The organism is Oceanibaculum sp., assembly GCF_022449305.1.
Taxonomy (GTDB): Bacteria; Pseudomonadota; Alphaproteobacteria; order Oceanibaculales; family Oceanibaculaceae; genus Oceanibaculum; species Oceanibaculum indicum.
In genome coordinates, this window is the sequence record NZ_JAKUSO010000082.1 from 1 (window position 1) to 11,682 (window position 11,682).

An 11,682-nucleotide genomic window follows, 5' to 3' on the forward strand; every position below is an offset into this window, starting at 1 on the left:
TGGGCAGCCGCTACATGGTGGATCTGCTGGACAGTTTCGACGGCTTCTACCCGGCCGCCATCGCCGCCTACAATGCCGGCCCCAGCCGGGCCTATCGCTGGCTGCGCGAGATCGGCGACCCGCGGCGCGGCGATATCGACATCGTGGACTGGATCGAGCTGATCCCGTTCTCCGAGACGCGCAACTATGTGCAGCGCGTTCTGGAGAACCTCTACATCTACCGCACGAGGCTGGAACAGCACCCGACCGGCATCGGGAAGGACCGCACCCTGCATGTCTGGTGCGTGATCGCCTGCGGCGTGCGGCTGGACAATCTGCAGCGTGACGCCGCACTGCTGCCGCACCCGACGCTGCATAACAGCCTGGCCGCCGATTTCGGGCGGTCGCCGGAATAGCGGCGGCGACAACGCGTGGGCGGCGCCCCGTCGGCCTATCGGGAGCGTTTCTTCTCCGCCAGCGACGGGGTTTCGCTGTATTTCCGCGAATACGGGACCAGAGATGACGGTCCTCTGCCCGCCATCCTCTGCCTGCCCGGCCTTGCCCGGAATTCCAAGGATTTCGACGGGCTGGCACGGCATCTGGCAGCGCGCGGGCATAGTGTGGTGGTGCCGGATTATCGCGGGCGGGGCCGCTCAGGGCGCTGTAAGAACTGGCGGGATTATGCGCCCGCCCAGGTCGTCGAGGATATCCGCCATTTGCTGGACATTGCCGGGCTGCACCGGGTCGTCGTCATCGGCACCTCGCTGGGTGGCGCCATCGCCATGGCGCTGGGGGCGATGGCCCCGTCGCGGCTGGCCGGCGTGGTGCTGAACGATATCGGCCCCGATGTCGCACACGATTCCGGGGGCGAGAGCGGTGCCATCCTGCGCTATGTCGGGCAGAATCATCCCGTGCCGGACTGGGACAGCGCCATCGCTTGGTTGCAGGAGCTGATGCCCGACCTGTCCTTCACGACCCCGCAGGAATGGCGTGAGTTCGCCGAAGCGACCTTCGTGCCGGGCGATGACGGACTTCTGCATCTGGACTGGGACCCGGCAATCGCCCTGCCCTTCGCCAGAGGCGCTGCGAGTGGGTACGATCTGTGGGCGCTGTTTGGCAGCCTGAGGCCCTTTCCACTGCTGGTCGTGCGCGGCGGCGTGTCGCGCATCTTGACCGAGCCGGTTTTTCGGCGCATGACGGCATGGCATCCCGCGTGCCGGAGCGTAACCCTGCCCGGCGTCGGCCATGCCCCCGCCCTGACCGAACCGACCTGCCTGGAGGCGATCGATGACTTCCTTGACCAATACCGCCCCGCCGCGCTTCGATGACGTGCTGGCCGCCGCCGGGCGCATCAAGGGCCATGCCGTGCGCACGCCGCTGCTGGAAGCGCCGCTGCTGAACGCGAAGCTGGGCGGCCGGCTGCTGGTGAAGCCGGAAATGCTGCAGAAGACCGGCAGCTTCAAGTTCCGGGGCGCCTTCAACCGCATCTCGATGATCCCCGAGGCACAGCGCGCGGCGGGCGTGGTCGCCTATTCCTCGGGCAATCACGCGCAGGGCGTGGCCTGCGCCGCCGCCATGCTGGGGCTGAAGGCGACGATCATCATGCCGGCCGACGCACCGGCCATCAAGATCGCCAACACTAGGGCCTATGGCGCCGAGGTCGTGACCTATGACCGGTTCGGCGAAAACCGGGAGGAGATCGGCGCCCGCATCGCCGCCGAGCGCGGCGCGACCATCGTACGCCCCTATGACGATCCCGGCGTGATTTCCGGCCAGGGGACCATCGGTCTGGAAATCGCCGAGCAGGCAGCCGAGCTGGGTGCTGCGCTCGATGCCGTGCTGGTGTGCTGCGGCGGCGGCGGGCTGGTCTCCGGCACCGCCCTGGCGCTGTCGGAAAAGCTGCCGGGCGTGCCGGTCTATTCAGTGGAGCCGGCCGGCTTCGACGACACCGCGCGATCGCTGGCCAGCGGCAACCGCATCGCCAACGACATGTCCAACCGCTCGATCTGCGATGCGCTGCTGGCGGAGAAGCCGGGCGAAATCACCTTCGAGCTGAACCGCAAGCTGCTGAAGTCCGGCCTCGTGGTCAGCGATGCCGAGGCGCAGATCGGCATGGCGCATGCCTTCCGCTATCTGAAGCTGGTGGCGGAACCGGGCGGCGCGGTGGCGCTGGCTGCCGCCGTCACCGGCAAGATCGACATGAAGGGCAAGACCATCGCCGTGGTCTGCTCCGGCGGCAATGTCGATCAGGCGGCCTTCCTGGAAGCCCTCACAACGGCCGGCGAGGTCTGACGAAAACGGGCGAGGTTTCCCTCGCCCGTCTCCATTCCAGATACTTGCCAGCTTTAGCCTGCCAGCAGACAGGCGTCAGACGCGCAGCTGACCGGCGGCCGCCTTATCGTCCGTCCCCATACCGTTGGGCGCGGCCCCGTTCGGCGCGGCCCCGTTGGTCAGTGCGGGACGGACCGGCTCCATGCTGGTGGCCGGGCCGTTAAGCGACTTTCCCGGCTGGGGTTGCTCCAGCTTCGGCTGCTCCAGCTTGCGCGGTGCTTCCTGCGCGATGCGCCGCGTATTGCCCTCGAAATAGGCGCCGGGTTCGATCGACAGCGATTCCTGAACGATATCGGCAATGACGCGGGCGGTACGCTGCAACGTCACGGTCTTCGCCTTGATCTGCCCGGTCACGCTGCCGGCAATGGCGACCATATCGGCCTCGATGGCGCCCCGCACCGTGGCACTGTCACTGACCGTCAGGCTGGACGAACGGATGTCGCCTTCCACGACCCCGTCGATCTGGATATCGCCTTCGCTTTCCAGATTGCCGGTGATGCGCAGATTGGCGCTGATGATCGACGGCATGACGGGACGATCCGCGCCTTTCGCCGATTTATTGGCTTTTGAGAACATGTTGACCAGCCTTGATGAATTTGAGGGGATCGTAGGGCCGTCCGTTCACCAGGATTTCGTAGTGCAGGTGCGGTCCCGTACTACGCCCCGATGAGCCGAGCAGCCCGATGACGTCGCCGAATTCAACCTTTTCCCCCACCTTGACGGTGATTTTTGCAAGATGCGCGTACCGCGTCGAGAGGCCATTTCCATGGTCCACCTCGACCAGCCGTCCGTATTGGCTGCGCCACCCGGCATGCCGCACGATGCCGGGCGCCGTCACCATGATATCGCTCTTGTACGGTGCCGTGAAATCCAGCCCTTCATGACGCGCCGGGCGCCGGCTGAAGGGGTCGCTGCGCAGGCCGAAGCCGCTGCTGAGCGCATATTCCGCCATCGGCGCCGCGAAGGGCATGCCGCCCAGAATCTTCTGCACATGCTCCCAGCGGTCCATCTGAGCCTCCAGCGAGGCCTCCAGATGATCCAGCGAGATCGCCCGCAGCCCGTCGCGCGTCAGGGTATCGCCGCGCGGAATGGCGATGCCGCTCTCCTCGCGATAGGGCACGAACGGACCGCCCTGCGGGCCCTTTACCACCTCACGCGGCGGCGGCGGAGGCGGCGGCGGTCCCGGCAGCAGGTCGAACACCGGCACGCCGGTCTTCGCAATCAGATCCTCAGCGAAGGCGATACGCTCCATCGTACGTTCAGCGAAACGCCGCAGCGCCTCGTGATGCGCGGCCTTCATCTCGGCGATCTGCCGTTCCAGCTGCTCGATGCTGGTGTGCAGGGTTTCCTTCTCGCCGACGATCTCGCCGCGGTCGCTCATCGCCTTCTGCAAATCCTGCCGCATGGAGGCCATCTCGAATTCCATGCGCTCGTTCCGCGTCTGCTCCAGCGCCAGGCGCTTGCGCAGGTCGAGGATGGTCGCGGCCTGCTGGCTGCGGGTCTGGTCGAGATTGGCGGCGGCGGCCTCGGCATCCGACAGCTTTCCGCGCAGCATGGCCATGTGCTTTTCCAGGCCGACATTCTGCGAGGTCATGTTCTTGACCTCGTTCTCAAGCGCCTTCATCTGATCGCGCAGCGCCGTGCGCCCCTCGACGATCTGCTTGCGCTCGGTTTCGGTCTGCTTCAGCTGGCTCTCGGCGGAGGTCAGGTTCTGCTTCAGCGATTCGTTCTGCTCGAACAGCTGGCGCAGATGGGCCTGCTTTTCCCGCAGGTCCTTGGTGATGGTGACGATCGATTCGCGGTAGTTGGCGACCTGATCCAGGAGATTGCGGTAGGCAAGCTGCGAGCGTTCGACCGACTCGTCCTTGCTCATCATCACGCGGCTTTTCTCGACATAGCCGACCGTGGCGACGACGACATAGCCGACCAGCCCCACCAGCGCGGCGGAGCAGAACATCTGCGCGCGGCGCGAGAACAGGAAATAGCGGGTATGCCCTTCGGAGCGAAGGATGATCTGCCGGTCAACGAAGATACGTTCCAGCAAGGCCGTTACCGGCCGCAGAATTCCCTGGCGTTTTTCAGTCATCACGCTGATCGGACGCCCCCTCCCTCGTCTTCACCACGCTTGGCGACCGCCGGGTCGTGCCTGGCAGAAGATCATCCCCCTGATCTTCCGCGCCGGTCGCCTTGTCCATCGCAAACCCATCCGATGGCGCCCAAGGCGTGTAACCGCCGGTCGTGTCCCCGCACCCCCGCGCCAGAATAGACAGGCCAGACTGGTGTGAACCGGAAACCGGCATGCCGGCCTTGCCACACCCAATCTCGCCACCCTGACAACCCGTCTGGACGTATCCTGCCGGGCCTTATGCGGCCACGGCACGGGTAGGATGCAAATATTGCACGATAAACTATAGGGCGACGGGCCGGGTCGCAACCCTAAAGCCACCCCGAACCTTCCCCAAGGCGTCGTCGCCCTGGAGTCTGGCGACCTACTTATGCTCCTTGCCCGTGGGCGCAGCCGCCGGGGCCGCAGGCGCTGCCGGCGGGCTGCCTTCGAACACGCGCTCGAACAGGGTGTTTGCCTCGACGCGCTCTTCCTCGGTGATGGCGAGACCATCCTTCACGAAATCGCGTCCCTGGCCGACGCTGCGCTGGCACAGCGACACATACAGGTCGATCAGATCGGCCAGCGTGCTGAATTTGTCGTTCATCGCATTATCGGCGCGCATCCGGAAGACCGCTGCGACGCTGTTCATCCGATGGATCGAATAATGCAGATCCTTCACATCCTCAGGCGTGAGCGCCATGGCCGTCTCTTCCTCTCGGTTCATCCCGTCCGGCGCGCGCCCCTTCTCCAGGGTTGGCGTCAGGTCGGCGCGGCGGGCATATAGAATGGATTTTTAGAACATTTCCATTACATTCTAATTGTCGCGTTTTTCGTGCGCCGCGTCCATCCTGTCGCGACATGCCCTTCCCTTCGCCACCCCATCCCGAGAGGATTCCGGTGACGCTAACCCGTGAGAACATCCGAAACGGCTTCATCCGCAAGATGATGGAGGAAGCGCCCCCCGGCTTCCGCATGCTGAGCGAGGAGGAGCTTGAAGCCTCCCTGTCCGGTATGTTCCCGGCGGGTCGGCCGGAGGGCGATGTCTGGCTGTTCGGCTACGGATCGCTGATCTGGAACCCCGCCTTCCACTTCGCCGAACGGCGAATCGGCACGGTGCGCGGCCTGCACCGCCGCTTCTGCTTGTGGACCACCCTGGGGCGTGGCACCCCGGAACGGCCCGGCCTGATGCTGGCGCTGGACCGCGGCGGCAGCTGCAAGGGCGTCGCCTTCCGCATCGAGGCGGACAAGGCCGCCGAGGAACTGCAGATCGTCTGGCGGCGGGAGATGGTCAGCCACGCCTATATCCCGCGCTGGGTCACGGTGGAGACGGCGGACGGACCGGTGCGCGCCATCACCTTCACCATCAACCGGCGGCACGAACGCTATGTCGGGCAGCAGATGGCCGATGCCGAGGCGGCAAGGGTGATCGCGGTCGCATCGGGCGCTGCGCGGAGTATCTGGAAAATACCGTCCAGCACCTGCACGAGCTGAAGATCGCCGACCGTTATATGGAACGGCTGCTGACCCTGACCCGTCAGGCCTGCAGTGAGCAGGCGGCACAGGAAAATTCGCAGAAGTAAGTACGATGGCCTGTCATGAGCGGCACGCTCTTGTATAATCGCCTTACAGATTAACCTTCCCTACCCCTCTGGAGGCACCATGCCGCTGGACGAAACCGCCGCCCCCGCCAAGCCCTCCTCTGGTCCGGATCTTGAGACGCTCTATGGCGATGCGACGCCGCTGGCGATTGCCAAGGTGCTGGACCGGATCGACGAGAATTGCCGGCTGTTCATCTCGCACTCCCCCTTTCTGTGCATCGCGACGGCCGATGCCGAGGGCAAGCAGGATGTCAGCCCGCGCGGCGACCCGCCCGGCTTCGTTCAGGTGCTGGACGACAAGACGCTGGCGATCCCGGACAGGGTCGGCAACAACCGCATCGATACGCTGAAGAACCTGCGGGACAACCCGGAGGTGGGGCTGATCTTCTTCGTCCCCGGCGTCGGCGAGACGATGCGGGTGAACGGCACGGCGCGGATCACCGAGGATGCGGCCCTGCTGGAGGGCATGGCGATAAACGGCAAGGCGCCGAAGACCGCCATCCTGGTGACGGTGCGCGAGGCCTTCATCCACTGCGCCAAGGCGCTGAAGCGCTCCAGCCTGTGGGACCCGTCCGTGCAGGTGCCGAAGGGCACGATCCCGTCACTGGCCCGCATGATCAAGGCACAGGTCGAGGCCATGGGCGACACGGTCGAGACCGTCGAGGAGCGCATCGAGGTCGCCTACAAGGAAAGGCTCTACTGAGATGACCGACGCCAGCGTGAACCGGTCCAGCCACCGTCTCGTCAGCCCGGCCGACCTGAAGGCACTGAGCCAGCGGTCGGACGCCAGGGGGCTGGCACGGCTCGCCCTGCATGCCGGGCTGATCGGCCTGTCCAGCTACGCCATCTGGCACACCCAGGGCACGCTGTGGGTGCTGCCGGCCATGCTGGTGCAGGGGCTGTTCCTGGTCACGCTGTTCGCCACCATCCACGAAACGGTGCATTACACGGCCTTCAGGAGCCGCTGGCTGAACGAGGCTGTCGGCTGGCTGGCCGCCCTGCCCTCAATGCTGAATTCGACCTATTACAAGCATTTCCACCACGCCCATCACCGCCACACCCAGGACCCGGCGCGCGATCCGGAGCTGACCCCGCCACCGCCGGCGACGCGCGGCGAATTCTGGTGGCGCATTACCGCCATTCCCTACTGGATCGGCCGTTTCCGCTCGCTCGGCAAGCTGGCGGCCGGCAACTTCAAGGGGGCGGATTTCGTACCGGAAAAGGCAAAGCCGGAGGTCGTGCGCTCGGTCCGGCTGATGATCGCCGCCTATGCGCTGGCGCTGGGCTCGGCGGTCGCGCTGGGCAGCGCCTGGCCGGTCTTCTACTGGATCGTCCCGGTGGTGCTGGGGCAGCCCTTCCTGCGCGCCTATCTCCTGACCGAACATACCGGCTGCAGCGAGGATTCCAACGGGCTGACCAACACGCGGACCACGCTGGCCGCCTGGCCGGTGCGGCTGCTGATGTGGAACATGCCGTTCCATGTCGAGCATCACCTCTACCCCTCGATCCCGTTCCATGCCCTGCCGGCGCTGCACGGCAAGATCAGGGGGGAGCTGGTCCATGTCGCGCCCGGCTATCTGCCGACGCTGCGCAGCATTCACGCCGAGCTGGGGGCCGCGCCGGGACGGGCGGCGTAAGCTCCCGGAAGATTGACTAAACTCTTGCCGTCACCCCCGGCCTTGTGCCGGGGGTCCAGGCCTCCGCCCTCTGGATGCCCGCCCGTGTAAGCTGAACCCTGGATTCCCGGGACAAGCCCGGGAATGACGATGGAAGATGATCGAATGACTGACGCTGCGATGACCGACACCCGCACCTACGAATGCCCGAACTTCGTCCTGCAATGCGGCATCACGCTGCCGGCGGCGAAGCTGGTCTACAAGACCTACGGCACGCTGGCGCCTGACAAGTCGAACGTCATCCTCTACCCGACGTCCTACAGCGCGCAGCACAGCGATATCGAGTGGCTGATCGGCGCGGACCGAATCCTCGACCCGTCGCGTTATTTCATCATCATCCCGAACATGATGACGAACGGGCTTTCGACCTCGCCATCGAACACGCCCTACCCGCTGAATCAGGGGCGCTTCCCGGCCATCACCATCTACGACAATGTCATGCTGCAGCGCCGCTTCCTGACCGAAATGTTCGGCATCGAGCGGCTGGCAATGGTCTATGGCTGGTCGATGGGCGGCCAGCAGGCCTATCACTGGGGCGCGCTGTTCCCCGACGCTGTGGACCGGCTGCTGATCACCTGCTCCTCCGCGCGCACCTCGGAGCATAACAAGATCTTCCTCGACAGCATCCGCGCCGCCCTGACCGCCGATCCCGCCTGGCGCGACGGCTGGTTCCACGAGCAGCCGGTAAAGGGCATTCGCGCCATGGGCCGCATCTATGCCGGCTGGGCGATCTCGCAGACATTCTACCGCCAGCAGCTCTACAAGAGCCTTGGCTATGCGACGCTGGAGGATTTCCTGGTCCGCTTCTGGGAATGGACCTATGCGCGGCGTGACGCCAACGACCTCTATGCCCAGCTCGGTACCTGGTTCAACTCCGACATCAGCGCCAACGAGCTGCACAGGGGAGACCTCGCGAAGGCGCTGGGAGCCATCAAGGCGAAGGTGCTGCTGATGCCGGGCGAGACCGACCTCTATTTCCGACCCGAGGATAACGAACTGGAAATGCCGCATCTGAAGAATGCGGAACTGCGGCCGATCCCCTCGATCTGGGGCCACCGCGCCGGCAACCCCTCGCAAAATCCCGAGGATGAGCGGTTCATCGCCAAGGGCGTGCGCGACCTGCTGTCGGCCTGAGGCAGGGTTTCATCTTGCGATTTTCCTCTGTCCGTCACCCTCGCATTTATTGCGGGGGTCCAGGCTTCCGCTCGCTGGATCGCCGGTCGAGTAAGCTGAACCCTGGATTCCCGGCACAAGGCCGGGAATGACAGTTTGAGATTGTCCCGATTGCCTTGGCACGAAATCCATAGACAAATACGACCAGAAACCATCCCCCAAGAAAACCATCCCCCCAGAAAACTGACGGAGAAATCGATGGGTTGGGCCTATATCACCCTGGCGTTGTTCGCGGGCATCGTGGTGCCGGTACAGGCCGGCCTGAACGCCGTGATGGCGCGCCATATCGGCGGCGCGATGAACGCCACCTTCCTGTCCTTCATCATCGGCACCAGCGCGCTGGCCATCATCCTGGCGGTGACGCGCCCGGCGCTGCCCGGCATCGCCGCCTTCGGGCAGGTGCCGGTCTGGGCCTATGCCGGCGGGCTGATGGGGCTGATCTATGTCGCCTCCTCCACCTTCCTGGCGCCGAAGCTGGGCGCCGCCACCCTGTTGGCGCTGGTGATCGCCGGACAGATGATCGCCTCGCTCATCATCGATCAGTATGGCCTTGTCGGCTTCCCGGAAAACCCGATCACGCTGCTGCGCGTGCTGGGCGTGGTGTTGCTGGTCGCCGGCGTGGTGCTGATCCGCGCCTTCTGAGTACCGCCTCCTTGCCAAGCCCCGCCGGCTGGTCTGTAATCGGCGCTGACAAGTCATAACAGGAGTTTCCCCATGAGTGCCCCCGTCGATGGCAAGGCCGATATCATCATCCGCAACGCCCGCCTGATCGACGGCACCGGCGGGGCGTCCTACACGGGCGACATCGCCATCCGCGACGACAGGATCGTGGCGCTGGGCGCGCTGGGCGGGATGAGCGGCGGCACCGAGATCGACGCGCAGGGCAAGGCGGTCGCCCCCGGCTTCATCGATGTGCACACCCATGATGACCGGGCCGTGCTGGTGAACCCGACGATGAAGAACAAGGTCAGCCAGGGCGTGACCACCGTCGTTACCGGCAATTGCGGCGTCAGCCTGGCGCCGCTGAAGATCGACCGCCGGCCACCGGCACCGCTGGACCTGATTTGCGACACGCCGGAGGGCTTCTATGGCGATTTCGCCAGCTACCTGAAGGCGCTGGACGATGCCCCGGCGGCGGTGAATGTGCTGGCGCAGGTCGGCCATTCCTCGCTGCGCGTTGGTGCCGTCGCCGATCTGAACCGGGCCGCATCTTCCAGTGAAGTCAAGGAGATGCGGAAGAAACTCGAAGAATCGCTGGAAGCTGGCGCCATCGGCTTTTCGACCGGTCTGTTCTATCCGCCCTCGCAGGCGGCCCCCACTGAAGAGGTGATCGAGCTGGGCAAGGCGCTGCACGACCATGCCGGGCTGCACACCACCCATATGCGCGACGAGGCGAACCACATCACCGACTCGCTGGAAGAGACCTTCCGCATCGGCCGCGAGGCCGACATCCCGGTGGTGATCTCGCACCATAAATGCTCAGGCGCGGACAATCATGGCCGCTCCGCCGAGACCCTGCCGCTGATCGACGCGGCGATGAAGAAGCAGCGCGTCGGCCTCGACGTCTATCCCTACATCGCCAGCTCCACCATGCTGAACCCGCAGCGCATGATGGGTGCCAGCCGGGTGCTGGTCACCTGGTCGGTGCCGCACCCCGAACATGCCGGCCGCGATCTCGACGATATCGCGAAGGATATGGGCCTGCCACCGCTGGAAGCCGCCGAGAAGCTGCTGCCGGCGGGCGCGGTCTATTTCTCCATGGCGGAGGAGGATGTGCAGCGCATCATGCAGTATCCGCACTCGATGATCGGGTCCGACGGGCTGCCGCACGACACCAAGCCGCATCCGCGGCTTTGGGGCACCTTCCCGCGCGTGCTGGGCCATTACAGCCGCGAAGTCGGGCTGTTCCCGCTGGAGGAGGCAGTGCGCAAGATGACCGGCCTGTCGGCGCTCCAGTTCGGCCTGAAGGACCGCGGCACGCTGAAGGTCGGCAATTACGCGGATATCGTGATGTTCGACCCCGCCACCGTGATCGACACGGCCAGCTTTGCCGACCCGATGCAGCCGGCCACCGGCATCGAGCTGGTGATCGTGAATGGCCGCCCGGTCTGGCGCGACGGCGCGGTCACCGGCACCCGCCCCGGCCGCGCCATCCGCCGCCAGCAGCTGGGGGCGTTCGGCCAGGCGGCTTGAAACTCCCCCTCTCCCCTTGCGGGAGAGGGTTGCGCAGCCTTGTGAGCGAAGCGAGCTAGGCGGAGCTGGGTGAGGGGTAACAGTGTGAACTTTGCCCCCTCACCCGGACGCTGCGCGTCCACCCTCTCCCGCCAGGGGAGAGGGTGATATAGAGAAGAATTCCCCTACCCCCGGAGCCACTCGCGGAGCGCCATGTTCACCTCGGCGGGGCGTTCCAGCGTCGGCAGATGGCCGGACTCCTCGACCACGACCAGGCGCGATCCGGCGATGCCGGCGGCCATCTCCTTGTGCAGGTCCAGCGGTGTCAGCGCATCCTGCCTTCCGCACAGCACCAACGTCGGCACCGCGATCTTCGCCAGATCGGCGCGCCCGTCGGGCCGGCCCATGATCGCCTTCTGCTGGCGGATGAACCCGTCCATGCCGACATGCTCGGCCATCGCGAAGATGATGGAGGTGAGCTTCTCGTCCTCCTGCCGGTCGGGATGGATCAGCAGCGGCAGCAGGCGCGGCGTCACCCCCTTGAAGCGGCCCTTCTGCGCCAGATCGATGAGACCGCGCCGGCGTACTGACTGCTCCTCCGAATCGGAACGCGGCGAGGTGTGGAGCTGCGCCAACTTCAGCACCC

At 65.4% G+C, this 11,682-nt stretch carries 12 protein-coding genes and 1 pseudogene; 9 read left to right on the forward strand and 4 right to left on the reverse strand.

From position 1 onward, the window contains the following. From MK313_RS16660 to MK313_RS16670, 3 genes and pseudogenes are all read left to right on the forward strand, one after another. Nucleotides 1–395 (forward strand): annotated as a pseudogene (locus MK313_RS16660) (hypothetical protein); the annotation flags it as partial. 15 nt (nucleotides 396–410) lie between these two features. Next, the gene (locus MK313_RS16665; RefSeq protein WP_287783055.1) at nucleotides 411–1,307 is read left to right on the forward strand and encodes an alpha/beta fold hydrolase; all 897 of its coding nucleotides are present in this window, start codon (nucleotides 411–413) and stop codon (nucleotides 1,305–1,307) included. Then, on the forward strand, nucleotides 1,267–2,271 hold the full coding sequence (locus MK313_RS16670) for a threonine/serine dehydratase (protein WP_287783058.1): 1,005 nt from the start codon (nucleotides 1,267–1,269) through the stop codon (nucleotides 2,269–2,271). The genes MK313_RS16665 and MK313_RS16670 overlap by 41 nt, the downstream gene beginning before the upstream one ends. Nucleotides 2,272–2,346: 75 nt before the next feature. Here MK313_RS16670 and MK313_RS16675 read toward each other — a convergent pair whose 3' ends face one another. From MK313_RS16675 to MK313_RS16685, 3 genes are all read right to left on the reverse strand, one after another. Beyond that, nucleotides 2,347–2,838 carry a bactofilin family protein gene (locus MK313_RS16675; RefSeq protein WP_008943705.1) on the reverse strand — a complete coding sequence of 164 codons (492 nt, stop codon included), beginning with the start codon at nucleotides 2,836–2,838 and terminating at the stop codon, nucleotides 2,347–2,349. A 28-nt stretch (nucleotides 2,839–2,866) separates the two neighbouring features. Further along, the gene (locus MK313_RS16680) at nucleotides 2,867–4,396 is read right to left on the reverse strand and encodes a M23 family metallopeptidase (protein WP_008943706.1); all 1,530 of its coding nucleotides are present in this window, start codon (nucleotides 4,394–4,396) and stop codon (nucleotides 2,867–2,869) included. A 403-nt stretch (nucleotides 4,397–4,799) separates the two neighbouring features. Beyond that, on the reverse strand, nucleotides 4,800–5,117 hold the full coding sequence (locus MK313_RS16685) for a hypothetical protein (protein WP_287783062.1): 318 nt from the start codon (nucleotides 5,115–5,117) through the stop codon (nucleotides 4,800–4,802). A gap of 197 nt (nucleotides 5,118–5,314) precedes the next feature. Between MK313_RS16685 and MK313_RS16690 the strand changes: the two genes are divergently transcribed. The 6 genes from MK313_RS16690 (at nucleotide 5,315) to MK313_RS16715 (ending at nucleotide 11,057) form a co-directional block, all read left to right on the forward strand. Then, nucleotides 5,315–5,908 carry a gamma-glutamylcyclotransferase gene (locus MK313_RS16690; protein WP_287783065.1) on the forward strand — a complete coding sequence of 198 codons (594 nt, stop codon included), beginning with the start codon at nucleotides 5,315–5,317 and terminating at the stop codon, nucleotides 5,906–5,908. A gap of 168 nt (nucleotides 5,909–6,076) precedes the next feature. Further along, the gene (locus tag MK313_RS16695; protein ID WP_287783067.1) at nucleotides 6,077–6,718 is read left to right on the forward strand and encodes a pyridoxamine 5'-phosphate oxidase family protein; all 642 of its coding nucleotides are present in this window, start codon (nucleotides 6,077–6,079) and stop codon (nucleotides 6,716–6,718) included. A gap of 1 nt (nucleotide 6,719) precedes the next feature. Then, nucleotides 6,720–7,652 carry a fatty acid desaturase gene (locus MK313_RS16700; protein WP_287783070.1) on the forward strand — a complete coding sequence of 311 codons (933 nt, stop codon included), beginning with the start codon at nucleotides 6,720–6,722 and terminating at the stop codon, nucleotides 7,650–7,652. A 144-nt stretch (nucleotides 7,653–7,796) separates the two neighbouring features. Then, on the forward strand, nucleotides 7,797–8,825 hold the full coding sequence (locus MK313_RS16705) for an alpha/beta fold hydrolase (RefSeq protein ID WP_287783073.1): 1,029 nt from the start codon (nucleotides 7,797–7,799) through the stop codon (nucleotides 8,823–8,825). A gap of 237 nt (nucleotides 8,826–9,062) precedes the next feature. Further along, nucleotides 9,063–9,506 carry a DMT family transporter gene (locus MK313_RS16710; protein ID WP_287783075.1) on the forward strand — a complete coding sequence of 148 codons (444 nt, stop codon included), beginning with the start codon at nucleotides 9,063–9,065 and terminating at the stop codon, nucleotides 9,504–9,506. Nucleotides 9,507–9,578: 72 nt separating this feature from the next. Continuing rightward, nucleotides 9,579–11,057: an N-acyl-D-amino-acid deacylase family protein gene (locus tag MK313_RS16715; protein ID WP_287783078.1), complete on the forward strand. Its 1,479-nt coding sequence runs from the start codon at nucleotides 9,579–9,581 to the stop codon at nucleotides 11,055–11,057. A 164-nt stretch (nucleotides 11,058–11,221) separates the two neighbouring features. Here the strand turns inward: MK313_RS16715 and MK313_RS16720 are convergent. After that, on the reverse strand, nucleotides 11,222–11,682 hold a 461-nt coding region (locus MK313_RS16720; protein ID WP_287783080.1), incomplete at its 5' end, for an alpha/beta fold hydrolase.

Bases quoted from the DNA above. Each gene is read 5' to 3' on its own strand.
- MK313_RS16670 (WP_287783058.1), top strand. From the start codon at position 1,267: ATGACTTCCTTGACCAATACCGCCCCGCCGCGCTTCGATGACGTGCTG.
- MK313_RS16675 (WP_008943705.1), bottom strand. From the start codon at position 2,838: ATGCCGTCGATCATCAGCGCCAATCTGCGCATCACCGGCAATCTGGAA.
- MK313_RS16680 (WP_008943706.1), bottom strand. From the start codon at position 4,396: ATGACTGAAAAACGCCAGGGAATTCTGCGGCCGGTAACGGCCTTGCTG.
- MK313_RS16685 (WP_287783062.1), bottom strand. From the start codon at position 5,117: ATGGCGCTCACGCCTGAGGATGTGAAGGATCTGCATTATTCGATCCAT.
- MK313_RS16695 (WP_287783067.1), top strand. From the start codon at position 6,077: ATGCCGCTGGACGAAACCGCCGCCCCCGCCAAGCCCTCCTCTGGTCCG.
- MK313_RS16700 (WP_287783070.1), top strand. From the start codon at position 6,720: ATGACCGACGCCAGCGTGAACCGGTCCAGCCACCGTCTCGTCAGCCCG.
- MK313_RS16705 (WP_287783073.1), top strand. From the start codon at position 7,797: ATGACTGACGCTGCGATGACCGACACCCGCACCTACGAATGCCCGAAC.
- MK313_RS16710 (WP_287783075.1), top strand. From the start codon at position 9,063: ATGGGTTGGGCCTATATCACCCTGGCGTTGTTCGCGGGCATCGTGGTG.
- MK313_RS16715 (WP_287783078.1), top strand. From the start codon at position 9,579: ATGAGTGCCCCCGTCGATGGCAAGGCCGATATCATCATCCGCAACGCC.